This is a genomic window from Azospirillum sp. Sh1 (assembly GCF_008365135.1).
In the GTDB taxonomy this organism is placed as follows: Bacteria; Pseudomonadota; Alphaproteobacteria; order Azospirillales; family Azospirillaceae; genus Azospirillum; species Azospirillum oryzae.
Map to the genome: position 1 here is coordinate 1 of NZ_VTTK01000002.1, position 22,108 is coordinate 22,108.

General features: G+C 68.1%; 22 protein-coding genes and 2 tRNA genes. 20 read left to right on the plus strand and 4 right to left on the minus strand.

Features of this window, described 5'->3' with window-relative positions; translation table 11 throughout:
- The first annotated feature begins 2 nt into the window (after positions 1 to 2).
- The 9 genes from FZ029_RS02705 (at position 3) to egtB (ending at position 8,926) form a co-directional block, all read left to right on the plus strand.
- Positions 3 to 572 carry a transposase gene (locus FZ029_RS02705; RefSeq protein ID WP_149267919.1) on the plus strand — a complete coding sequence of 190 codons (570 nt, stop codon included), beginning with the start codon at positions 3 to 5 and terminating at the stop codon, positions 570 to 572.
- A gap of 290 nt (positions 573 to 862) precedes the next feature.
- Positions 863 to 937 (plus strand) — tRNA-Thr (locus tag FZ029_RS02710).
- Positions 938 to 973: 36 nt separating this feature from the next.
- A tRNA-Thr gene (locus tag FZ029_RS02715) sits at positions 974 to 1,048 on the plus strand.
- Between the two features lie 167 nt (positions 1,049 to 1,215).
- Positions 1,216 to 2,295 carry a chorismate synthase gene (gene aroC, locus FZ029_RS02720; RefSeq protein ID WP_149198131.1) on the plus strand — a complete coding sequence of 360 codons (1,080 nt, stop codon included), beginning with the start codon at positions 1,216 to 1,218 and terminating at the stop codon, positions 2,293 to 2,295.
- A 7-nt stretch (positions 2,296 to 2,302) separates the two neighbouring features.
- Complete coding sequence (locus FZ029_RS02725) at positions 2,303 to 2,887, plus strand: hypothetical protein (RefSeq protein ID WP_149267920.1); 585 nt, start codon at positions 2,303 to 2,305, stop codon at positions 2,885 to 2,887.
- A 48-nt stretch (positions 2,888 to 2,935) separates the two neighbouring features.
- Positions 2,936 to 5,092, plus strand: coding sequence for a ribonuclease R (gene rnr, locus FZ029_RS02730; RefSeq protein WP_149267921.1), 2,157 nt, complete (start codon positions 2,936 to 2,938; stop codon positions 5,090 to 5,092).
- Positions 5,093 to 5,466: 374 nt separating this feature from the next.
- Complete coding sequence (locus FZ029_RS02735; RefSeq protein ID WP_247892117.1) at positions 5,467 to 7,038, plus strand: S41 family peptidase; 1,572 nt, start codon at positions 5,467 to 5,469, stop codon at positions 7,036 to 7,038.
- A gap of 167 nt (positions 7,039 to 7,205) precedes the next feature.
- Positions 7,206 to 7,373: a 50S ribosomal protein L33 gene (rpmG, locus tag FZ029_RS02740; protein WP_012974790.1), complete on the plus strand. Its 168-nt coding sequence runs from the start codon at positions 7,206 to 7,208 to the stop codon at positions 7,371 to 7,373.
- Positions 7,374 to 7,606: 233 nt separating this feature from the next.
- Positions 7,607 to 8,926, plus strand: coding sequence for an ergothioneine biosynthesis protein EgtB (gene egtB, locus FZ029_RS02745; RefSeq protein WP_247892118.1), 1,320 nt, complete (start codon positions 7,607 to 7,609; stop codon positions 8,924 to 8,926).
- Here egtB and FZ029_RS02750 read toward each other — a convergent pair.
- Positions 8,923 to 10,299 (minus strand): PAS domain-containing protein, encoded by a 1,377-nt coding sequence (locus tag FZ029_RS02750; RefSeq protein ID WP_149267924.1) that lies wholly within the window; start codon positions 10,297 to 10,299, stop codon positions 8,923 to 8,925. The two genes, egtB and FZ029_RS02750, sit on opposite strands and share 4 nt — an antisense overlap.
- Positions 10,300 to 10,369: 70 nt before the next feature.
- Positions 10,370 to 10,561: a hypothetical protein gene (locus FZ029_RS02755; RefSeq protein WP_149267925.1), complete on the minus strand. Its 192-nt coding sequence runs from the start codon at positions 10,559 to 10,561 to the stop codon at positions 10,370 to 10,372.
- A gap of 367 nt (positions 10,562 to 10,928) precedes the next feature.
- On the opposite strand from FZ029_RS02755, the gene FZ029_RS02760 reads away from it, so the two are divergent.
- The 9 genes from FZ029_RS02760 (at position 10,929) to FZ029_RS02800 (ending at position 20,011) form a co-directional block, all read left to right on the plus strand.
- Positions 10,929 to 11,378 carry a hypothetical protein gene (locus FZ029_RS02760; RefSeq protein WP_149267926.1) on the plus strand — a complete coding sequence of 150 codons (450 nt, stop codon included), beginning with the start codon at positions 10,929 to 10,931 and terminating at the stop codon, positions 11,376 to 11,378.
- Between the two features lie 125 nt (positions 11,379 to 11,503).
- Entirely contained in the window at positions 11,504 to 11,899 is a 396-nt protein-coding gene (locus FZ029_RS02765) for a CidA/LrgA family protein (RefSeq protein ID WP_149267927.1), read from the plus strand.
- Complete coding sequence (locus FZ029_RS02770) at positions 11,896 to 12,618, plus strand: LrgB family protein (RefSeq protein ID WP_149198122.1); 723 nt, start codon at positions 11,896 to 11,898, stop codon at positions 12,616 to 12,618. Before FZ029_RS02765 ends, FZ029_RS02770 begins: the two co-directional genes overlap by 4 nt.
- Before the next feature lie 462 nt (positions 12,619 to 13,080).
- Positions 13,081 to 14,745, plus strand: a complete 1,665-nt coding sequence (leuA, locus tag FZ029_RS02775; protein WP_188051813.1) for a 2-isopropylmalate synthase — start codon at positions 13,081 to 13,083, stop codon at positions 14,743 to 14,745.
- 232 nt (positions 14,746 to 14,977) lie between these two features.
- Positions 14,978 to 15,964 carry an ADP-glyceromanno-heptose 6-epimerase gene (gene rfaD, locus FZ029_RS02780; RefSeq protein WP_149267929.1) on the plus strand — a complete coding sequence of 329 codons (987 nt, stop codon included), beginning with the start codon at positions 14,978 to 14,980 and terminating at the stop codon, positions 15,962 to 15,964.
- 11 nt (positions 15,965 to 15,975) lie between these two features.
- Positions 15,976 to 16,809 carry a prolipoprotein diacylglyceryl transferase gene (gene lgt, locus FZ029_RS02785; protein WP_247892119.1) on the plus strand — a complete coding sequence of 278 codons (834 nt, stop codon included), beginning with the start codon at positions 15,976 to 15,978 and terminating at the stop codon, positions 16,807 to 16,809.
- Positions 16,810 to 16,813: 4 nt separating this feature from the next.
- The gene (locus FZ029_RS02790; protein ID WP_247892120.1) at positions 16,814 to 17,971 is read left to right on the plus strand and encodes an SAM-dependent methyltransferase; all 1,158 of its coding nucleotides are present in this window, start codon (positions 16,814 to 16,816) and stop codon (positions 17,969 to 17,971) included.
- 134 nt (positions 17,972 to 18,105) lie between these two features.
- Positions 18,106 to 18,873, plus strand: a complete 768-nt coding sequence (gene pgeF / locus FZ029_RS02795) for a peptidoglycan editing factor PgeF (RefSeq protein WP_149198119.1) — start codon at positions 18,106 to 18,108, stop codon at positions 18,871 to 18,873.
- A 202-nt stretch (positions 18,874 to 19,075) separates the two neighbouring features.
- Positions 19,076 to 20,011 (plus strand): ribose-phosphate pyrophosphokinase, encoded by a 936-nt coding sequence (locus FZ029_RS02800; RefSeq protein ID WP_085090015.1) that lies wholly within the window; start codon positions 19,076 to 19,078, stop codon positions 20,009 to 20,011.
- Positions 20,012 to 20,199: 188 nt separating this feature from the next.
- Here the strand turns inward: FZ029_RS02800 and FZ029_RS02805 are convergent, their stop codons facing one another.
- Positions 20,200 to 20,397 carry a helix-turn-helix transcriptional regulator gene (locus FZ029_RS02805; RefSeq protein WP_085090016.1) on the minus strand — a complete coding sequence of 66 codons (198 nt, stop codon included), beginning with the start codon at positions 20,395 to 20,397 and terminating at the stop codon, positions 20,200 to 20,202.
- A gap of 93 nt (positions 20,398 to 20,490) precedes the next feature.
- Here FZ029_RS02805 and FZ029_RS02810 point away from each other — a divergent pair, with 93 nt between their 5' ends.
- Together FZ029_RS02810 and FZ029_RS02815 are read left to right on the plus strand one after the other, a co-directional pair.
- On the plus strand, positions 20,491 to 21,150 hold the full coding sequence (locus FZ029_RS02810) for a LexA family transcriptional regulator (RefSeq protein ID WP_149267930.1): 660 nt from the start codon (positions 20,491 to 20,493) through the stop codon (positions 21,148 to 21,150).
- A gap of 118 nt (positions 21,151 to 21,268) precedes the next feature.
- Positions 21,269 to 21,556, plus strand: coding sequence for a hypothetical protein (locus FZ029_RS02815; protein ID WP_149267931.1), 288 nt, complete (start codon positions 21,269 to 21,271; stop codon positions 21,554 to 21,556).
- A gap of 7 nt (positions 21,557 to 21,563) precedes the next feature.
- Here FZ029_RS02815 and FZ029_RS02820 read toward each other — a convergent pair whose 3' ends face one another.
- Positions 21,564 to 21,953: a carboxymuconolactone decarboxylase family protein gene (locus FZ029_RS02820; RefSeq protein ID WP_149267932.1), complete on the minus strand. Its 390-nt coding sequence runs from the start codon at positions 21,951 to 21,953 to the stop codon at positions 21,564 to 21,566.
- Between the last annotated feature and the right edge of the window lie 155 nt (positions 21,954 to 22,108).

Below are 22,108 nucleotides of genomic sequence, written 5' to 3' on the forward strand. Positions count from 1 at the left end.
CCATGGCAGGGGCGCTGTTCGTGACCCGGCTGAAGAGCAATGCCCGCCGCCGGGTGGAGCGAACCGTCGAGGCGGTTGGCGACAACATCGAAGCGGACCGCCGGGTGAAGATCGGCCACAAGAAGCCGCGTGGCGGCGCGACCAACCCGCTCTATGACACTGAACTTCGTGAAGTGGTGGTGGCGCGCCCGGATAAGGAGCCACTCCATCTGATCACCAATGATCTTCACCGGACTGCCCAGGAGATTGCCGATCTCTATAAGGAGCGCTGGCAGATTGAGTTGTTCTTCAAGTGGATCAAACAGAACCTCAAGCTGAAGACATTCTTCGGTCGCTCAGAGAATGCCGTCAGAATTCAGATCTACACGGCATTGATTGCCTTCTGCTTGTTGCGGCTATTCCAGAACACCTACGCCAAAAACCACGTTGGCGGTGCGAAGGCCCTCAAGGTCAGGCTCAAGGTTGCACTTTTCGAGCCTTTCAACACCACCAATCGCTGTCCGACAAGGCCACGGCCACCGCAAAAACGACCGCCAGACCGCCAACTCAGCCTCAAACTGGCCGAGCCCTGAAAATCCCGGACAGCAGTGCGCGAAGGCGGGAATCCAGCTATTCCAACAGGTTCACTTTGGGAACGCCTGGATCCCCGCCTGCGCGGGGATGACGGTCCCGTTGGGTTGCGCCGTCCGGAAAGGCATTTTGGGGGACGCTCCGCCGCCGCGGCAGAAAAAGTATCGTCGGGGGTGATTTTAAGCGCTTGCATCCCCCAAAGGCCTGTGGCATAACCCGCGCCACTTCGGGGGGCGGCCAAGCCTGGACGCCTCACCCGGACGCATCGCCCCGGCGATGATCGGTTATCGGGGCTGCCGTAGCTCAGTGGTAGAGCACTCCCTTGGTAAGGGAGAGGTCGAGAGTTCAATCCTCTCTGGCAGCACCATTCCTCCGATCCTGACATCAGGCGTTCGTATCCGGCGCTGCCGTAGCTCAGTGGTAGAGCACTCCCTTGGTAAGGGAGAGGTCGAGAGTTCAATCCTCTCTGGCAGCACCATCCTCCTCTTTTAAAAACTCCCCTTAAAAATCGGTTCATCGCTTCCTTGACCTTGCCGCCGAAAGGCCGCAAGAAACGCGCGCGAGTTCACACAGCGTGAACAGTTGGTACACGATTTCACAATGCGTGAAATCACAGGCGCGGGTTCGTTTCGGGAGGATGTCACCATGGCCGGCAACAGCTTCGGCACGCTTTTCCGCTTCACCACCTGGGGCGAGAGCCACGGCCCGGCCATCGGCGTCGTCGTGGACGGCTGCCCGTCGCTGATCGACCTCGTTGCGGAAACCGACATCCAGCCCTGGATGGACAAGCGCCGTCCCGGCCAGTCGCGCTACACCACCCAGCGCCAGGAACCCGATCAGGTGAAGATCCTGTCCGGCGTGTTCGAAGGCAAGACCACCGGCACGCCGATCTCGCTGCTGATCGAGAACACCGACCAGCGTTCCAAGGACTACAGCGACATCGCCGGCAAATTCCGCCCCGGCCATGCCGACTACACCTACTGGCAGAAATACGGCATCCGCGATTACCGCGGCGGCGGACGCTCCTCGGCGCGGGAAACCGCCTGCCGGGTCGCCGCGGGTGCGGTGGCGCGCAAGGTGCTGGGCTCCGCCATCCAGGTGCGCGGCGCGCTGGTGCAGATCGGCCCGCACAAGATCGACCGCAGCCGCTGGGATTGGGCGGAGATCGACAACAACCCCTTCTTCTGCCCCGACCCGGTCGCCGCCACCCAGTGGGCCGAGTATCTCGACGGCATCCGCAAGAGCGGCTCGTCCGTCGGCGCGGTGGTGGAACTGGTGGCGTCCGGCGTGCCGGTGGGGCTGGGCGACCCGCTCTATGACAAGCTGGACAGCGACCTCGCCTGCGCGATGATGACCATCAACGCGGTGAAGGGCGTGGAGATCGGCAACGGCTTCGCCGCCGCGGAACTGACCGGCGAGCTGAATGCCGACGAGATGCGCATGGGTCCCGACGGCCAGCCGCAGTTCCTGTCCAACAATGCCGGCGGCATCCTGGGCGGCATCTCCACCGGGCAGGACATCGTCTTGCGCTTCGCCGTCAAGCCGACCAGTTCGATCCTGACGCCGCGCCAGACGGTCGACACCGCCGGCAACGACACCGACATCCTGACCAAGGGCCGCCACGACCCCTGCGTCGGCATCCGCGCCGTCCCCGTGGGCGAGGCGATGATGGCCTGCGTACTGGCCGACCATCTGCTGCGGCGCCGGGCCGAACGGCGGGAGTGACCACGCCATGCCCGCCCTCCGCCACGGACAGCGCCTGATCCTCGCCCTGGCGATGCTGGCCGCTCTCTTTGCCGGCGCAGTTCCCGCAGCCGTGGCGGACGACAGGCCCTTCCGGGAATTCGACGAAACCTTCAAGTCCTGGAAGCTCTATTGCCAGCTCTGGACAGCCAACCGGCAGGTGGAGTGCGAGCTGACCGCCCGCGGCACCAACGACCGCACCGCCCGGCTGGTCTGGCTGCGTTCGACCGAAAAATGGCGCGAGGGGCTGCGCTTCCGCGTGAATGCCGAATCGCTGGACCTCGACAAGCTGGTGCGGGTCTGGGCCGACCGGGCGGTGTTCAAGCCCGACTCTCCCTGCAAGCCCTACCGGTTCGAGACCAACACCTGCGCCGTGACCGATCCCGACATCAACCGCCGCATGGTGGAGAAGATGGCACCGGCGCCGGAAGTCTCCATCGTCGGCCAGTCGCCGGCCGGCGAGAAGACGGAGGTTCGTTTCCCCCTTGCCGGCTTCCGCGAGGCGCTGGAACGCAGCGACGCCATCCGGGCGATGGCCGGCAGGCCGTGGGCGACGAGCCCCGACGGGGACTGATCCCTATATTGCGAACTCCATGAAAAGAACCGACGGACTCCCCGCCCCGTGACCGACAGCCATTTCCCCAGCAAGGACGCCGTCCTCGCCTTCATCCGGTCGAGCACCACCCCGGTCGGCAAGCGCGAGATCGCCCGCGCCTTCAAGCTGTCCGGATCGGCCGACCGCGAGACGCTGAAGGATCTGCTGCGCGAACTGGAGGCCGACGGCGCGGTGGAGCGTGGCCGCAACAAACGCATGGCCCCGCCGCAGGCGCTGCCCGCCGTCGCCGTTCTGCTGGTCACCGGCGCCGACGCGGACGGCGAGTTGTCGGCCCGACCGCTGACCTGGACCGGCGAAGGCGACCCGCCGCGCATCTTCCTGCTGCCGGAAAAGAGATCGCGGGGCGAGGACAAGCCGCTGGCGGTCGGCGACACGCTGCTGGCGAAGCTCGCCCGCATCAACGACCGCCTGTACGAGGCCCGCGTCATCCGCCGGATAGACGGCGAGCGCGAGGGCCGCATCCTCGGCGTCTACCGGCCGAGCGCCGATGGCGGGCGCATCCACCCGACCGACCGCCGCCACAAGACCGAGTTCCTGGTGCTGCCGCTCAATCGCGGCGAGGCCGAACCGGGCGATCTCGTCTTTGCCGACATCCTGCCGGCGGGGCGCGCCGGCCAGCCGCAGGCCCGCGTGGTGGAGCGTCTCGGCTCCACCGACGAACCGCGCGCCTTCAGCCTGATCGCCATCCACGCCCACGGCATCCCCACCGGCTTCCCGCATGCGGCATTGCGCGAGGCGGAACTGGCGGCGGTGCCGGCGCTGATGCAGCGGGAGGATCTGCGCGACATCCCGCTGGTAACCATCGACGGCGCCGACGCCCGCGACTTCGACGACGCGGTGTGGGCTGAACCGGACAGCGATCCGGAGAATCCGGACGGCTGGCACCTGATCGTCGCCATCGCCGACGTATCCTATTACGTACGCCCCGGATCGGCGCTCGATCGGACGGCGTACGAGCGCGGCAACTCGGTGTACTTCCCCGACCGCGTCGTGCCGATGCTGCCGGAGGCGCTGTCGAACGGGCTGTGCTCGCTCCGGCCGGGAGAAGATCGCGCCTGTCTGGCCTTCCACCTGTGGATCGACCGCAACGGTGTGCTGATCCGGCATCGGCTGGTGCGCGGACTCATGCGGTCGGTGGCGCGGCTGACCTATGAACAGGTGCAGGAGTGCCACGATGGCCGGCCGGACGAGGTGACGGCGCCGCTGGCCGAGGGCGTGATCGCCCCGCTGTTCGGCGCGTACGCCCGTCTCGCCGCCGCGCGCGCCAAGCGCGGCACGCTGGAGTTGGACCTGCCCGAACGCCGGGTGAGGATCGACGAGCGCGGCCGGGTCGCCGAGATCACCAGACGCGAACGCCACGACAGCCACCGGCTGATCGAGGAGTTCATGATCGCCGCCAACGTCGCCGCGGCGGAGGTGCTGGAACGGCGCACCATGCCCGGCCTCTACCGCATCCACGACCGTCCCTCGATGGACAAGATGGAGGCGCTGCGCGGCTTCCTGGCGGAGATTGGGCATCCGCTGGTCAAGAGCGCCGACCTGACGCCCAGCCATTTCACCCGCATCCTGCGCAAGGTGGAGGGCACCTCGCACGCGCCGCTGGTCAGCGAGGTGATCCTGCGCGCCCAGGCCCAGGCCGCCTACAGCCCGGACAACATCGGCCATTTCGGGCTGGCGCTGCACCGCTACGCCCATTTCACCTCGCCGATCCGCCGCTATGCCGACCTGATCGTCCATCGGGCGCTGATCCGCACGCTGGGGCTGGGCGTCGGCGGGCTGGACGACGAGACGTTGGGCCGACTGGCGGAGATCGGCGAGCATCTGTCCGGCACCGAACGCCGTGCCGCGGTGGCGGAGCGCGACGCGGTGGACCGCTATACGGCCGCCTTCCTGGCCGACCGGGTGGGTGAACGCTTCAGCGGCCGCATCTCCGGCGTCAGCCGCTTCGGGCTGTTCGTTCGGCTGGACGAAAGCGGTGCCGACGGCCTGATCCCGGCCAGCAGCCTGCCCGACGACAGGTACGATCATGACGAGGCCGCACACGCGCTGGTCGGGCAGCGTACAGGGCGGACGTACCGCCTCAGCGGCCCGGTCAAGGTGGTGCTGGTGGAGGCCGATCCGGTCAGCGGCAGCACGCTCTTCCGGCTGGCCGACTCAGGCTGACGACTCGGAAGCCGCCGACACCGTTGCACAATGGCAACGCTTGAGCAATGTGGCCGAATCGTGGCCCGGCCAAGCTTTGGCCACATCGCCACCATACCAGCGTGACCTTGGCGACACAGAATCGGACAATCTGCGACATTGTGGTGCGGCCCGTAATTTTGTCCCGCCCGGCCTCCTGAACGAAGGTGTATCTATCACCCATCCGGGATCGGCAACATCCTCGTCCGGTCCGGCTGCAGGAAAGGGAGGCCGCGGTTCGCCCCATGGCCCAGTTCGATCACAACCTGTGCGATCACGGCGTGTGCGATCCGAATGCACCGTCCCAAGTGCCGCCTTTTGACTTGCCGCACCTTCGCTTCCCCGCGATGTCGAACATGGCGCGCCGCCTGAGCCGTTCGTTCCGCCATCTTGCGTTCCAGCTTCCCGCCGCAGCCCTTTTCGCCTCCACCGCCTTCGCCGGGCAACCGCAGGTCGCGATCGCCGCGCCGCCGCCCCCGGTGACGGAGCAGGTCTTCAGCGTCGGCTTCGGCAAGATCGCCGAGGTCTATCTGGACCCGGTTTCCTTCGACCGGCTGGGAATGGACGGGCTGAAGGGACTGAGCACCATCGATCCGTCGGTGGCGGTGGAGCAGACCGGCAACACCGTACGCCTGTACGTGTCGGGCGCGCTGGCAGCGGAATATGGCGCCGCGGCGGACCGCGATGCCGCCGGCTGGGCGGTTCTGACCACTCGCATCATCGACCGCGCCCGCAGCCATTCGCCGATCCTGGCGAAGGCGACGCCGGAACGGCTGTATCAGGTCGTCTTCGACGGCGTCACCGCCGACCTCGACGGCTATTCCCGCTATACCGGCGTCCAGCGCGCCAGCAACGAGCGCGCCCAGCGCGAAGGCTATGGCGGCGTCGGAATTTCGCTGGACAGCGCCGCCAACGGCCGCGTCACCGTGCACGACGTCATGCCGCACAGCCCGGCCGAGCGCGCCGGCATCGTCGGCGGCGACCTGCTGCTGGCCATCGACGGCGACCTGACGACCCGGATGACCGCGGCGGACATGCGCGAGCGTCTGCGCGGCCCCACCGGTACCCTGCTCACCCTCACCGTCGCCCGCGACGGCGGCGCCCCCCGCCGGCTGCCCCTGCGCCGTGAACGGGTGGTGCCGAACACCGTCACCTACTCGCTGTCCGGCGACGTCGGCATCGTCAAGCTCGACCGCTTCAACGCCACCACGGCCTCCAGCCTGCGGTCGGCGGTGACCTCCATCCGGCAGGCGGCCGGCCCGACGCTGCAGGGCATGGTATTGGACCTGCGCGGCAATCCGGGCGGGCTGCTGGACCAGGCCGTCGCGGTCGCCGACCTGTTCATCCGCCGCGGCCGGATCATCTCCACCGAGGGGCGCAATCCCGAAAGCCGCCAGCGCTTCGACGCCAACCCCGACGACCTGCTCGACGGGCTGCCGCTGGTGGTTCTGGTCGACGGCCGGTCCGCCTCGTCGGCCGAGGTGGTGGCGTCCGCACTGCAGGACTCCGGCCGCGCGGTGGTGGTGGGGGCATCCAGCTACGGCAAGGGCAGCGTCCAGACGGTCAACCGCCTGCCGAACGACGGCGAGCTGTTCCTGACCTGGAGCCGCATCTACACGCCGGCCGGCTACACCCTGCATCGCCAGGGCGTGCAGCCCACCGTCTGCACCAGCCGGGCCGGCCAGACCGACCCGGAGGCGCTGCTGTCCGACCTGCGCGAAGGGCGGCTGCGCCCGGCCCAGATCGCCAGTTGGCGGTCCAAGGCGGCCGACGACGAGCATGCGCTGAACGCCCTGCGCGAAGCCTGCCCGTGGAAGGAGCATGAGCCGGAACTGGACCTGCAGGTCGCCATGCGGCTGCTGGCGGAACCGGCGCTGTACCAGCGGGCGGTCGCCTCCGCGGTGGTCAACACCGTGGCGGAGCGCTGAGCGGGCCAGCGGGCGGCGGCGGGGCGGCGGCGCTGTGGCAATTGCCGTCGGACGCCGATTTCACCGCCCATAACGCTTGACATTGCGGCGTCAGACGGTATTTTCCGCCGCTACGACGCCGCCCCGCCGGGCCGGCGGGGCACGGATTTTTTGTCGGGATCGAGATCATGGCCAAGCAGAACACCGTCCTCATCAAGCTGGTGAGCACGGCAGACACCGGTTTCTTCTACGTCAAGAAGAAGAACCCGAAGAAGACCACCGAGAAGCTGTCGTTCCGCAAGTACGACCCGGTGGCGCGCAAGCACGTCGAGTTCAAGGAAGCCAAGATCAAGTAAGGCTTGTCCGACACTGAGCTGTGCTTCGAATGAACAAGGCCGCCTTTTTGGGCGGCCTTTTCGTTTTGGGTCGTCGGCGTACGCGCCACCCTGCATCTCCCACGCCTTTACCGATGCGGCGTCCTGTCGCAGCCGCTATTTGCGGTGACGGCCACACCACGGATGCATGCATTCCAAAAGAGGCGCTCCGGGTGGACACTCTCCGAAAGATTCGGATCTCGGAGGGACCGCTCGTGCCCGACACACATCCCATCCAGAATGCCGACCCGGCCGCCACCCAAACCGTCACCGAGCGTCGGCAAGCCATCGCCACCCGTTTCCAGAAGGCGCGCGCCCGCACCGCCGAACTGGTCGCCACCCTGTCGACGGAAGACCTGATGGTGCAGACGGTAGCGGACGGCGCGCCGGCGAAATGGCATCTCGCCCACACCAGCTGGCTGTTCGAGGTCGCGGTGCTGATTCCCTTCAGTCCCGGCTACCGGCCGACCGACCCGGCCTTCCTCGACCTGTTCGCCGCCCGCACCGACGGAGGCCCCGCGCCTCCCCGCGTTCTGTCGCGTCCGACGGCGGCCGAGATCATGCGCCACCGCGACCAGATCAACGGCGCGGTGCTGCATTTGATCGACGCGCTGGACGAGTCGCTATGGGAGGCCGCCGAATCGGCGCTGATGATGGCCATCGCCCACGAACGGCGCCATCAGGAGCGGATGCTGCTGCACATCAAGCATGCCCTGTGGTGCAACCCGCTGCGCCCGGCCTATGAACAGGCGCCGGACCACCCGCATCTCGGCGCCCCGCCCGATGGCTGGCTGGAGCAGCCCGGCGGCCTCGTCGAGGTCGGCAGGCCGGCGCCGCTGCCCGGTTTCGACCATGAGGGGCCGCGCCACCGCGTCTGGCTGGACCCCTACCGGCTGGCCGCCCGCCCGGTCACCTGCGGCGAGTTCCTGGCCTTCATCGACGCCGGCGGTTACAGCGACCGCTCGCTCTGGCTCACCGACGGGTGGGAGATCGCGCACGCCGAGGGTTGGAGCGCCCCGCTCTATTGGGAGCGCGGCGGCTTCGGGTCCGGCGCCCGCTGGCAGGTCTTCACCCTGTACGGCATGCAGCCGCTCGGCCCGGATGAGCCGGTTTGCCATGTCAGCTGGTACGAGGCCGATGCCTATGCCCGCTGGGCCGGCAAGCGCCTGCCACGGGAAGCGGAGTGGGAGACGGTCGCCGCCGGCTGCGACAGCATGGGCAATCTGTTGGGCACCGGCCACCGCCACCCCCGCGCCGGAACCTGCCACGGCACCGGCCCCTGGCAGATGTGCGGCGACGTGTGGGAATGGACCGGCGACGCCTTCCTGACATATCCCGGCTACCGCCGGCCCCACGGCGCGGAAAAGGCGGTCCCGGACGAGGCGGTCAACGGCCGGCTTGCCGTCAACCGCATGGTCCTGCGCGGCGGCAGTTGTCTGACGCCCTTCGACCATGCCGGCCCCTGGACGCGACATTATCTGCGGCCGGAGACCCGGCTGTCGGTGAGCGGGTTCCGGCTGGCGGAAGACGCTTAAGGAGAGGCTTGCGGGGAGACTTGTCCGTCCGCGCCGGCAGTCAGCGCCCGCGCCTGCCCCTGGGTGAGGATTCCGCGCTCGGTCAGGCGGGACAGCAGCGCCACGGCCAATTCGGCCTGGAACAGCGCCTCCCCCTGCGGGCCCTCCTCCTGCGAGGCATTGCGCGGGTGGCGGGGCACGCCGAAAGCCTCGGCCAGCCGGTCGGGCGACGCATCTGCCAAAGCAGGATCCAGCGCCGCCGCCAATCCCCCGAGGTCAAGCGACGGCGGCAGCGCCGGATCGGCGATACCGGCCTGAGCGGCCGACCGCGCGAGGGCGGCGAGGCTTGAGTCGATTCCGATGCCGACGGCGATGCAGTTGTGCAGTGCGTCCTGGATCGCCGGCCACACCGCGGCGAACGGGCGCTCGCCCGCCACCATGGCGGTGCCGATGCCGTGGCGGGCGGTCGCCTCGGGCGGAACGGGATCGATGGGGTCGATCAGCAGGGCGAGCGACACGGTGGGGAAGATGCGCGACCCCACGAGCCGCACGGTGCCGATTGCGATCACCGGGCCGCTGTCCGGCTCCACCCCCGCCGTCGCCACCCAGAGCGCGACGAAGGGCAGGGCCGCCAGCGGCTCTTCATCACCGAGCGGGCCGGCGGCCTGGGCCGCCCGCAGGCTGAGCGTGCGCTTGCCGCTGAGCCCGGCGGCATGGGCCATGCCGCGGGCGGGGAAGGACAGGATCGCACCGGCGCTCAGACCCAGATCGGCGATCCGCGCCGACAGCTCGCCATCTTCGATCCGGCGCAGCACGGCGGTGACGGGGGCGCCACCGCCGCGCGCCCGCTCCATCGCACGGGCGAGATCGTCGCGAAACAGGGACTTGCCGATGTCGGCCCCCTCCTCCACCGCCAGCAGCCGTGCGGCGGCAGGGTTCAACTGCTCCACACGCCCGAGTTCGTCGAGGACCAGCAGGGGATCGTTGGCCAAAGTCAGCACCGCCCGCAACGCCCGGTCCGCGCGTCCGCCCCCGAGCGGTCCTGATCCCAGAGGTCCGTCGCCAAGCCCGCGCTCGCCTCCACGGGCCAGGCTCGCCGCTTCGGCCAAGCGCGCCAGCTCGCCGCCCGGTCCGCCGGAGATCGGCTCCAGATCCACCCGGCCGCGGGCGCCGGACAAGCGGTCCGACAGCCGGTCGAGATCGCGGAAATGGCGCGACAGGCGGGAAAAAACGAACCAGACCGCCAGCAGGCCGAGTCCGCAGATCGCCAGCCCGCGGGTGAAGGCGGTGCGGTCGTCGGCCGCCAGCTGCGTGATTTCCACGCCGAGAAAGACCAGCGCGGCCGCCGCCACCGCCAGACCAAGCATCACCACGCGCCAAACGCCGCCCTTCATCGGGCCGTCTCCCCGTCATTGCATGCCGAGTCTAGCCGGCAGAACGGAAACGGAGAAGCCGCGCGCGTGTTCAGCGCGCCACGACCGCCGCCTTTGCCCCCTCCACCTGCGCCATGAGACCGGCCAGCGCGCCGCGAACCTCCCCCGACAGCCCGAGCAGCAGCAGCGCCACCAGCGCAACCGCCAGGGCATGATCCACAAGCGGCCGGGCCGGCCGCCGCACCTCTGAACGGTGGCGAAACGGGATTTGGAAGAACGGCATCGCTATCGGCTCCGGCATGGATCAAGGCGTCAGGAAGTCAGCCTACCGGCGGAGAGGACGAAGGAACCCTTAACGGCGCTCGATCGAAGGCCGGTTGCCCCGCTTTTGTCTCGGCTCTATTTCGAATCGGGGTCATTTTCAAAGTCGAGGCTGCGCTTTTTCCCCGCTGTGAATGGCTTTACCCTTTGCGGGCACCAACGCAAATTCGAGTTACCGCCTTTGCGTAAAATACATAGCAATTTGCGACGCGATTTTTGCTGTGCTTTTGCTGCATTTCCTGGTTTGCCTGCTTGTCGGATGATGCTAAGAGTAATGCATCCAACCAAAACACTCCTTTCCGCATAGGCAATTGCTTAGGAGGCCGGCAATGACTTTGGTCTATCGTCCCCTGCCCTATGGCGGGCACGAAGACCGGCGGACGGGCCGCCACCTGCTTCTGGTGGTGGCGCTGATCCTCGCCATCCCGACCGCTTTGGGCGCCGGGTGCACCGTCGACGCCCTCCGCAGCTATGCGGTGGAGGCACGGCTGTCGCAGGCCGTCGATGCCGCCGCCCTGGCCGGCGGCCGCGTGATGTTCGATTCACAGCGGGACGGCCACATCCGCAGTTTCTTCGACAAGGCCTTTCCCAACGGCTTCCTGGGTTCGCACCTGTCGCCGCTGACGATCGCCGAGGACGCGGCCGCCGGTACGCTGACGGTCAGCGCCCACGCCACCGTCAACGCCGTCTTCCTGCGCCTGTTCGGCAAGAAGGAAGTGATGGTGGAGGCCCAATCCGTCGTCCGCCGCAGCCTCCACGCCCGCACCAAGCTGCAATAACACCCCTTTCTCATTCCGGTCAGCTTCATCGCCGATTCGCGAGGCTCGCATTCGCGGATTGCAGCCCGGCGCCTTCGCAACTGCGGTAGAAGGGACGCACAGCGCCCCTTCCATCGGAGTCCGCGATGCTCGGAACCCTGACGCTCCTGCTGCTCTGCCAACTCGCCGGCGAATTGGCCGCCCGCCTGCTGCACCTGCCGGTCCCCGGCCCGGTGCTGGGCATGCTGCTGCTGTTCGCCGGCCTGCTGCTGCGCGGCGGCGTGCCGGCCGCCATCCAGGACACCGCGGGCGGGCTTCTGCGTCACCTGTCCCTGCTGTTCGTGCCGGCCGGCGTCGGTGTGATGGTGCATGTCACCCGCCTGGAGACGGAGGCGCTGCCGATCGTCGTCGCGCTGTTCGGCAGCACCCTGTTCGGCATCGCGGTGACCGCCAAGCTGATGGCCTTCCTGTTGAGCCGCGGCGATCCGCGGCTGGAGGAAGAGCAGCCGGCCGGGAGTTCGGCGAAGGGAGACCGGACATGAGCGCCGATCTCCACCAGATCTGGGTCTATCTGTCGGCCAGCCCGCTGGCCGGGCTGACGCTCACCCTGGTCGCCTACCAGATCGGCCTGTGGGTGTTCGAGAAGCTGGGCCGGCGGCCGGTGCTGAACCCGGTGCTGATCGCCGTCATCCTGATCGCCGGCACGCTGAGCCTGTCGGGCATCGATTACCGAACCTATTTCGACGGCGCGCAGTTCGTTCACTTCCTGCTCGGCCCGGCCACGGTGGCGCTGGCCATCCCGCTCTACAACCAGTTCCAGGAGGTGCGGCGCTCGGCCCTGGCGCTGGTGGTGGCGCTGCTGGTGGGGTCCACGGCGTCGGCGCTCAGCGCGGTGGCGCTGGTCTGGATCTGCGGCGGCACGAAGGTGACGATCCTGTCGATGGCGCCGAAATCCGTCACTTCCCCCATCGCCATGGGCGTGTCGGAGCAGATCGGCGGCTTGCCGTCGCTGACCGCGGTGTTCGTCATCATCACCGGCATCGTCGCCGCCAGCCTCGGCACCTGGGTGCTGAACCTTGTCCGGGTGAAGGACTGGCGCGCCCGCGGATTCGGGATGGGGGTGGCGGCGCACGGCATCGGCACCGCGCGCGCCCTGCAGGTCAACGAGGTGGCCGGTGCCTTCGCCGGGCTGGGCATGGGGCTGAACGGTCTGGCGACGGCGCTGCTGCTGCCGACGCTGTACCATTTGATCTGGGGCTGATTTGGGGCTGATCTGGAGCTGACGGCGGCAATGGTTGGTGCGTCCCGCAGTCCGATTTTCGCCAATCCGGGCTTGACAGCCATGCCGCACCTGCGCACAGTGCGCCCCATGAACACCATCGACCGCAAGAACGCCCTTCTTCGACTTCTCGGCCCGGCGCTTTAAGCGTCCGGGTTCGTCGCGTTCTCATCCCGTTTCCATCGGTCGAAGTGTCTGTTCCATGAGCGATGTTTGCAAAGGCGCCGGCATCGGCGTCGCCCGGCAGGGGCCGGGACTGCGACTTACCGACGGTCGCTGAGCCACGTCCGGCGGCTCTGCGGCCGTACCCCTCGCCGGTCCCTCCGCCTTTCAAATTCCGATCCGCCGCCTCCTGCCCGCACTGAAAACCGGGGCCCGAGGCCGCCAGTGGAGCCGAACGACGTCATGAGCACCGCCACCCAAACGAACGCTGGCATCCCGACCCTGCCGAAGTCCCCGTCCAAATACGCCCCCTTCCCCCAGGTGAAGCTGACCGACCGCCAGTGGCCGTCGCGCACCCTGAACAAGGCGCCGATGTGGTGCTCGGTCGATCTGCGCGACGGCAACCAGGCGCTGATCGAGCCGATGGGGCCGGACCGCAAGCGCGCGATGTTCGACCTGCTGCTGCGCATGGGCTTCAAGGAGATCGAAGTCGGCTTCCCCGCCGCCTCGCAGACCGATTTCGACTTCTGCCGCGAAGTGATCGAGCAGGGCAAGATCCCCGACGGCGTCACCATCCAGGTGCTGACCCAATCGCGTGAGGAACTGATCCGCCGCACCTTCGACGGCATCAAGGGCGCCAAGCGCGCCATCGTCCATCTGTACAACTCCACCTCCGAACTGCAGCGCCGCGTGGTGTTCGGGCTGGACCGCCAGGGCATCATCGACATCGCCGTCGCCGGCACCAAGCTGATCAAGCAGCTGGCCGCCGAGACGCCGGAGACCGAGATCGTCCTGCAGTACTCGCCGGAAAGCTTCACCGGCACCGAACTGGACTTCGCGGTCGAGATCTGCGAGGCGGTGATGGAGACCTGGGGCGCTTCGCCCACCAACAAGGTCATCCTGAACCTGCCGGCCACGGTCGAGATGTCGATGCCGAACGTGCACGCCGACCAGATCGAGTGGTTCTGCCGCACCCTGAAGAACCGCGAATCGGCGATCATCTCGCTGCACCCGCACAACGATCGCGGCACCGGCGTCGCCGCGGCTGAGATGGGGCTGCTGGCCGGTGCCGACCGCGTCGAAGGCACCCTGTTCGGCAACGGCGAGCGCACCGGCAACGTCGACGTCGTCACCCTGGCGCTGAACATGTTCACGCAGGGCGTCGATCCGGAACTGAACATCGACGATATCAACGAGATCGTCCGCGTGTCGGAATACTGCACGCAGTTGCCGGTTCATCCGCGCCATCCCTACGCCGGCGAGCTGGTGTTCACCGCCTTCTCCGGCTCGCACCAGGACGCGATCAACAAGGGGCTGAAGGCGCTGACCAAGTCCAACACCGGCAAGTGGGAGGTCCCGTACCTGCCCATCGACCCGCAGGATTTGGGCCGCAGCTATGAGGCGGTGATCCGCATCAACAGCCAGTCCGGCAAGGGCGGCATCGCCTATGTGCTGGAAAAGGACTACGGCCTGCAGATCCCGCGCCGCCTGCAGATCGAGTTCTCCAAGGTCGTGCAGCGCGTCGCCGACGAAACCGGCAAGGAGCTGTCGCCCGCCGACATCCACGCCGCCTTCAAGGCCGAATATCTGGACGCCGACACCCCGCTGGAACTGGTCGAGCATTCGACCGAGCCGCGCGGCCCGAACTCCGGCGCCCGCGCCATGAGCGTGGTGATGCGCCGCAACGGCGAGATCGTCACCACCAAGGGCAAGGGCAACGGCCCGATCGACGCCTTCCTGGACGCCCTGCGCCAGGGCTGCGGCACCGACCTGCACGTCGTCGACTACCGCGAGCACGCCATCGGCTCCGGCGAGGACGCCCAGGCCTGCGCCTATGTCGAGGTGAAGACCGGCGACAAGACCCTGTTCGGCGTCGGCATCGACGCCGACATCGTCACCGCCTCGCTGCGGGCGCTGGTGAGCGCGGCCAACCGCGCGGCGCGGTAATTTGCTCCCTCTCCCGCCCCGGGAGAGGGAAGGGGCCCGCGAAGCGGGAAGGGTGAGGGGTGTGGCACGAAGCCATGCGGTTCGGGTTCCTTGGATCACCCCTCACCCTCCCCGCCGCTTCGCGGCGGGTCCCCTCCCTCTCCCGGGGCGGGAGAGGGCCATTAACTTGCCCCCACCGCCCCACCCGCCTATAAGTCCCCACGAAACGCGTCGAGCAACAGCGGACAGCGCTATGATCGTGGTCACCGGCGGGGCCGGCTTCATCGGGTCCAACCTTGTCGCGGCATTGGCTGCGCGCGGCATCACCGACGTGGCGGTCGTCGACCGCTTCCGTGACGGCGAGAAGTGGCAGAACCTCGCCAAGCGCGAGGTCGCGGCGCTGGTGCCGCCGGAGCAGACGCTCGCCTTCCTCGACCAGCATGCCGCCGAGATCGACACCGTCTTCCATCTCGGCGCCATCTCCGCCACCACCGAGCGGGACGTCGACAAGATCGTCGCCAACAATGTGGCGCTGACGCTGGACCTGTGGCGCTGGTGTTCCTGGCGCGGCTGCCGGCTTATCTACGCCTCCTCCGCCGCGACCTATGGCGACGGATCGGCGGGTTTCGACGATGACGGCTCCTGCGACGGGCTGGCGCGGCTGCGGCCGCTGAACGCCTATGGCTGGTCCAAGCATCTGGTCGACCGCCGCATCGCCCGCGCCGTCGCCGGCGGCGATCTTGTGCCGCCGCAATGGGCCGGCCTGAAGTTCTTCAACGTCTACGGTCCAAATGAGACCCACAAGGGCGACATGATGAGCGTGGTCGCCAAGCTGCACCCGCAGCTGACGGCGGGCAATCCGGCGCGCCTGTTCAAGTCGCACAAGGACGGCTTCGAGGACGGCGGCCAGCTGCGCGACTTCATTTACGTCGACGACTGCGTCGCGGTGATGCTGTGGCTGTACGACCATCCGGAGGTCAGCGGACTGTTCAATGTCGGCACCGGCAAGGCGCGCAGCTTCAAGGACCTCGCGCTGGCGACCTTCGCCGCCCTGGGGCTGCCTCCCCGGATTGAGTACTTCGACATGCCCGAGCATCTGCGCGGCAAATACCAATATTTCACGCAGGCGACGACGGATCGCCTGCGCGCCGCCGGGTTCGACCAGCCCTTCACCGAGCTGGAAGAGGGTGTCCGGCGCTATGTGCAGGATTTCCTGTCGCAGCCCGACCCGTACCGCTGACCGGAGTTCCTATGTTCGCCACCCTGCCCGCCACTTTGCCAATGGTGGCCTTTCCCACCATCGATCCGGTCGCCGTCGCCGTCGGCCCGATCGTCGTCCGCTGGTACGCGCTGGCCTATCTGGCCGGGTTCGTGCTGGGCTGGCGCTATTGCATGGGGTTGGCGCGGCTCGACCCGGATCTGCGGCCGAAGCCCGAGGAGTTCGACGACTTCCTGACCTGGGCGGTGATCGGCACCATCCTGGGTGGGCGGATCGGCTATGTGCTGTTCTACAACCTGCCCTACTACATGGAAAACCCGCTGGACGCCCTTCAGGTCTGGCATGGCGGCATGTCGTTCCACGGCGGCATGATCGGCGTGCTGACGGCCATCGGGCTGTTCTGCTGGCGCCGCGGCATCTCGCCCTTCGTCTTCGGCGACATCATCGCCGCCTGCGCGCCCATCGGGCTGTTCTTCGGCCGCATCGCCAACTTCATCAATGGCGAGCTGTATGGCCGGCCGGCCCCCGACTTCGCCTATGCGATGGTGTTCCCGCGCGATCCGCTGCAGGTGCCGCGCCATCCCAGCCAGCTTTACGAGGCGGCGCTGGAGGGCGTGGTGCTGTTCATCCTGCTGGCGATCGCCATCCGCACGCCGGCTTTGCGCCATCGGCCGGGCACGGTCGGCGGGCTGTTCCTGATCGGCTACGGCCTGTCGCGAATCATCGTGGAGTTCTTCCGCGAGCCCGACCCGCAGTTGGGCTTCCTGTTCGCCGGCGCGACGATGGGACAGCTACTGTCGCTGCCGATGCTGGCCATCGGGCTGTGGCTGGTCGTCCGCGGCCGGCGCCACGCCATCGCGGCCTGACGCCATGGCCGGGTCCGACGTCATGCTGGAGGACGAGCGCGCCGCTCCGGACACTCTGGCCCGCCTGCTGGCCCGCCGGATCGTGATGGATGGGCCGATCAGCGTCGGCGCCTTCATGGCGGAGTCGCTGGGCCATCCGCGTTTCGGCTACTACATGCGGCGCGACCCGTTCGGCAGCGGCGGCGATTTCACCACCGCGCCGGAAATCAGCCAGATGTTCGGCGAACTGGTGGGTCTGTGGTGCGTCGACACATGGGCGCGGCTGGGCGGTCCCGGCCCCTTCCATCTGGTGGAGCTGGGGCCCGGCCGCGGAACGCTGATGGCCGACGTGCTGCGGGCGGCGGCGGTGCTGCCGCTGTTCCGCGACAACGCCGTCGTCCATCTGGTGGAGACCAGCCCGGCCTTGCGCGATCGCCAGCGCCAGACGCTGCAGCCGATCCTGGGCGACTCCGTCCGGTGGCACGACCGTCTGGAGGACGTTCCGGACGGCCCGACCATCCTGATCGCCAACGAGTTCTTCGATGCCCTGCCGATCCGTCAGGTGCAGAAGACCAACCATGGCTGGTTCGAGCGGCTGGTCGACATCGACCCCGACAGCACGGAAGGCGAGCCGCGATTCCGCTTCGTGCTGGAAGCCTTCGGCAGCTCAGGCGGCCGGCTGGTGCCGGACGCGCTCCGCGATGCGCCCGACGGCAGCGTGGTCGAGGTCTCCCCCGCGTCGCAGGCGGTGGCGCGGCTGATCGGCGCCCGGCTGGCCGCGGCCCCCGGTGCCGCGCTGGTGATCGACTATGGCTATGCCCAGGGTCCGGCGGTCGGCGACACGCTGCAGGCGATGCGCCGCCATGCCTATGCCCCTGTGCTGGAAGCGCCGGGCGAGGCCGACCTGACGGCCCATGTCGATTTCGCCGGGATTGCCGCAGCGGCGAGGGAGGGTGGCGCCCAATCCTTCGGCCCGGTGGAGCAGGGGGAATGGCTGACCCGGCTGGGCATCCGCCAACGGGCGTCGGCCCTGTCGGCCAAGGCCAGCCCGGCCCAGGCGCAGGATATCCGCGGCGCGCTGGACCGCTTGATCGATCCGGCGCAAATGGGCAGGCTGTTCAAGCTGGTCGCGCTTGCCACGCCCGGAGCCTTCGCCGACGCCAACCCGCCGGCCGGCTTCTGACCCGGCGGGCGCCGACCCCGGTTGGAGACACCGCACCATAACCGCCACCAAGACAATCCGGGCGGACCGTGCATAGCGGCCCCCCTGCCCTGTTGGGCATGCGGGAGGCCACAGAACAGGGAAGGACGGCGTTCGTGATCACACTCGGCGCGCTGAACGACATCACCCATATCCGCCACGCCTTTTTCACCCGAACCGGCGGGGTGTCCACCGGGCTCTACGCCTCGCTGAACTGCGGGCTGGGGTCCAACGACTCCGCGGCGGCCGTGCATGAGAACCGTGCCCGCGCCGCGGCGCGGATGGAGGTGGAGCCCGGAAACCTGATCACCTGCCATCAGGTCCACAGCCCGACCTGCGTGGTGGTGGAGGAGCCGTGGACACCCGAGACGGCGCCGAAGGCCGACGCCATGGCCACCCGCCAGTCGGGGATCGCGCTTGGCATCCTGACCGCCGACTGCGCGCCCGTGCTGTTCGCCGACAGCAAGGCGCGGGTGATCGGGGCCGCCCATGCCGGCTGGAAGGGCGCCAGGGCCGGCGTCATCGAGGCGACCGTCGCCCGCATGGTGGAACTGGGCGCCAAGCCGAACCGGATCGTCGCCTGCATCGGCCCCTGCATCGCCCAGCGCTCCTATGAGGTCGGGCCGGAGTTCCCCGCCCCGTTCGAGGAGGAGGACGCGCGCAACCGCGACTATTTCGCCCCCGCCCGCAAGCCCGGCCATTTCCTGTTCGATCTGGCCGCCTACGTCACGCGCCGGCTGGGCGACTCCGGCGTAACGGTGATCCAGCGCTGCCCCAACGACACGGTGGCGGAGGAGGACCGCTTCTTCAGCTATCGCCGTTCCTGCCTTCGGGGCGAATCGGATTACGGCCGCGGCCTTTCGGCCATCGTCCTGCAGACCTGAACCAGCCCGAACGGGCAATGGCGAGGGCCACGGTCATGCCGCCCGCGCAGGGCGGCATTCCCCAATGGGGAAAGACCCGACCGTCATGGAACGTTTACATGGGCCCGGCCCTTTGTTATGGTCCGCCCCGTTTTCAAGGGGCGGCGGCGCGCGAGCGTCCAACGTGCCTTGAGCCGTATCCCTGCAAAGAGAGCCGACCCCGATGAAGGTGCTTGCCGGCAACAGCAACCGTCCGCTGGCCGAGGCGATCTCCACCTGTCTCGGCGTGCCGCTGACGAAAGCGAGCGTACGCCGATTCTCCGACATGGAGGTGTTCGTCGAGATCCTGGAGAACGTGCGCGGCGAGGACGTGTTCGTCGTCCAGTCGACCTCGGCTCCGGCCAACGACAACCTGATGGAACTGCTGGTGACGATCGATGCGCTTCGGCGCGGGTCGGCCCGGCGCATCACGGCGGTCATTCCCTATTACGGCTATGCCCGGCAGGATCGCAAGACCGGCCCGCGCACGCCGATCTCGGCCAAGCTGGTCGCCAACCTGATCACCCAGGCCGGCGCCAACCGCGTTCTGACGATGGACCTGCATGCGGGTCAGATCCAGGGCTTCTTCGACATCCCGACCGACAACCTGATGGCCGCCCCGGTCTTCGAGAAGGACATCCGCCAGTCCTTCGAGAATATCGGCGAGGTCACCATCGTGTCGCCGGACGTCGGCGGCGTGGTGCGCGCACGCGCGCTGGCCAAGCGTCTGGACGCCGATCTCGCCATCATCGACAAGCGGCGCGAGCGCGCCGGCGTGTCGGAGGTGATGAACATCATCGGCGACGCCAATGGCCGCCGCTGCATCCTGATCGACGACATCGTCGACTCGGGCGGCACGCTGTGCAACGCCGCGGTCGCGCTGATGGAAGCCGGCGCCAAGTCGGTCCACGCCTTCTGCACCCACGGCGTCCTGTCCGGCGGTGCGGTCGCCCGCGTCGCCGTGTCGCCTCTGGAGCAGCTGGTCACCACCGACAGCATCCAGGCGACCGAAGCGGTGCGCGTGTCGCGCAACATCCGCCAGCTGACCATCGCCCCCCTGCTCGCCGAAGCGATCATGCGCATCAGCGAAGAGCGGTCGGTGTCGAGCCTGTTCTCGTAAGAGCAACAGCCTTACCAGGAAAGGCCCTTTCCCGCCGGGAAGGGGCCTTTTTTTGTTGCGCGCATCTTGGCCCCCCTCCCTAACCCTCCCCCGCCTTCGGCGGGAGAGGGAACTCCGCCGCACTTGCGCTTAACTCCCTCTCCCGCAAAGCGGGGGAGGGGCGGGGAGGGGGCAAAGCGCTGTTGCCCTCACCCCTCCCCCAGCCCATGGAAATCGTTCGCCGTCACCTGCCCGCCGGTGGCGGCGGCGATGCGGGCCATCACGGCGGGACGGGGGACGCGGCGGCCGTGGCGGTAGCGGTTGACCGTGGCCTGGCTCGTCCCGATCAGGGCGGCAAAGGCCTCTTCCTTGGTTGCGGTCCGTGTGAGCCAGTCGTCGAGCGTCATACCGCAATGGTTTAGACCAAGCCGGCTTCTGCGCGCAACTGGATTTATGCCGCAGTTATGGACTTTCCAAAGCCGTTTTGGTATGAACGGACCATGACCACAATGCGTGAACTGCGGCAGGCCGCCGGGCTGAGCCAGGAGAAGCTGGCCGAACTGGCGGGCACCTCCCAGCCCCAGATCAACAAGCTGGAGACCGGCCAGCGCAAGATGACCGTCGATTGGGCGGTCAAGCTCGCCCACCCGTTGGGCGTGGAGCCGGCGCTGCTGCTCGGCCTCGATGTGCCGGCGGTTCCTCCGGCGGCTCCCCGCCCCGCCCGCCCGGCGCTTGCGCCACTGCTCCGCACGGCATCGGTTCCGCCGGCGCAGGCCGCCGCTTCGATGCCGGTGCGGGCGGCGGCGCGTGGCGGGGTGGACCAGGAGATGTTCCTGGATGACGGCCCCATCGACTGGATCGCGCGGCCCGATTACCTGAAGAACGCCCGCGATCCCTATGCCATGTATGTGGTCGGCGACTCGATGATGCCGCGCTTCCGTCCGGCCCAGCTTCTGCACGTCAATCCGCACAAGCCGCCGGCGCCGGGTGCCGGCGTCGTGGTGGTCAAACGCAACAAGGCGGTGCTGGTGAAGGAGTTCGTGCGCCGCGTCACCGATGCGGTGATCCTGCGTGAATACCGCCCGGCCGACCGCGAGTTCGCTGTGGCACTGGAGGACCTCGACACCTTGCACACCGTGGTCGGCCTGCAGGAGCCTTGACGTCTATACCGCTTCGGTATCGTCTTTAAGTCGCAAAATAAATCCATTTTGGATTATTCCTTGGTCGTCGCATCGCCGGGCAGTCCGGCGTGCCGCAGCCGATCAAGGAAACTTGGCCATGCCCCAGCCCTATCCCCGCTTCCACCCCGGCCCGTCGGCCGGTCGGCTCGACAGCTTCAGCGAGCGCGGCGCCCGCGAACTGGCCCGCCGCATCCGCACCGCCTGGGCCAACATCGGCTGGGACGTGGAGGTGCGCGTGGAGCGCCTCGCCAGCGAGGATGTGGGCGACGGCCGCAGCATCGCCCATTTCATCGTCCGCAGCGACCTGATCAACGGCATGCCGCAGCGCCGTTTGGACGGGCGTCTGGAAGGGGCGGCGGCACGGGCGCTGCCGCGCGCCGCCTGACAAGGGATCACTTCAGCCGCTCGTCCAGTTCCACCTGATAGCCGACGGCAAGGCGGTTGGTCTCGTTGGCCATGCCCACCACCGCCATCAGCTCGCCGAACTGCGCGTCGGTCATGCCCAGCCGGCGCGCCGCCGCCTCGTGCGAGCGGACGCAGTACTGGCAGTTGTTGGTGACGCTGACCGCGACGAATATCATCTCCTTCACCAGCGGGTCCAGCGCACCGGGGGCCATCACCTCCTTCAGGCTGTCCCAGGTCCGCGCCAGGGTCGGCGGGTGGTGGGCGATCATCTTCCAGAAATTGTTCACGTCGGGGACGTTGCGCGTCGCCTTGATGTCGTCGTAGACGGCGCGGACATCCGGCGCGGCATCGGCCTGTTCGATGAGGGGGAGCGGCATGGCGGCGGAAACTCCTGTGTGGGACGGGGGGCCTGCCATAAGGCCGGACATCGTGTCGCAAGGCAACCGCCGGCCTAAGGCTTTCCCCGATCCATCGGCCACATTGACCAATGCTTGCCCCCCTGGTAGTAGAGACTTGCAACAGATCGCGCAAA

Coding starts and splice junctions, on each gene's coding strand:
- FZ029_RS02750 (WP_149267924.1), bottom strand. CDS start 10,299: ATGAAGGGCGGCGTTTGGCGCGTGGTGATGCTTGGTCTGGCGGTGGCG.
- FZ029_RS02725 (WP_149267920.1), top strand. CDS start 2,303: ATGCCCGCCCTCCGCCACGGACAGCGCCTGATCCTCGCCCTGGCGATG.
- FZ029_RS02770 (WP_149198122.1), top strand. CDS start 11,896: ATGAGCGCCGATCTCCACCAGATCTGGGTCTATCTGTCGGCCAGCCCG.
- FZ029_RS02755 (WP_149267925.1), bottom strand. CDS start 10,561: ATGCCGTTCTTCCAAATCCCGTTTCGCCACCGTTCAGAGGTGCGGCGG.
- FZ029_RS02790 (WP_247892120.1), top strand. CDS start 16,814: ATGGCCGGGTCCGACGTCATGCTGGAGGACGAGCGCGCCGCTCCGGAC.
- rfaD (WP_149267929.1), top strand. CDS start 14,978: ATGATCGTGGTCACCGGCGGGGCCGGCTTCATCGGGTCCAACCTTGTC.
- FZ029_RS02765 (WP_149267927.1), top strand. CDS start 11,504: ATGCTCGGAACCCTGACGCTCCTGCTGCTCTGCCAACTCGCCGGCGAA.
- aroC (WP_149198131.1), top strand. CDS start 1,216: ATGGCCGGCAACAGCTTCGGCACGCTTTTCCGCTTCACCACCTGGGGC.
- FZ029_RS02815 (WP_149267931.1), top strand. CDS start 21,269: ATGCCCCAGCCCTATCCCCGCTTCCACCCCGGCCCGTCGGCCGGTCGG.
- FZ029_RS02820 (WP_149267932.1), bottom strand. CDS start 21,953: ATGCCGCTCCCCCTCATCGAACAGGCCGATGCCGCGCCGGATGTCCGC.
- FZ029_RS02760 (WP_149267926.1), top strand. CDS start 10,929: ATGACTTTGGTCTATCGTCCCCTGCCCTATGGCGGGCACGAAGACCGG.
- lgt (WP_247892119.1), top strand. CDS start 15,976: ATGTTCGCCACCCTGCCCGCCACTTTGCCAATGGTGGCCTTTCCCACC.
- FZ029_RS02735 (WP_247892117.1), top strand. CDS start 5,467: ATGGCGCGCCGCCTGAGCCGTTCGTTCCGCCATCTTGCGTTCCAGCTT.
- FZ029_RS02705 (WP_149267919.1), top strand. CDS start 3: ATGGCAGGGGCGCTGTTCGTGACCCGGCTGAAGAGCAATGCCCGCCGC.
- rpmG (WP_012974790.1), top strand. CDS start 7,206: ATGGCCAAGCAGAACACCGTCCTCATCAAGCTGGTGAGCACGGCAGAC.
- FZ029_RS02810 (WP_149267930.1), top strand. CDS start 20,491: ATGACCACAATGCGTGAACTGCGGCAGGCCGCCGGGCTGAGCCAGGAG.
- FZ029_RS02805 (WP_085090016.1), bottom strand. CDS start 20,397: ATGACGCTCGACGACTGGCTCACACGGACCGCAACCAAGGAAGAGGCC.
- FZ029_RS02800 (WP_085090015.1), top strand. CDS start 19,076: ATGAAGGTGCTTGCCGGCAACAGCAACCGTCCGCTGGCCGAGGCGATC.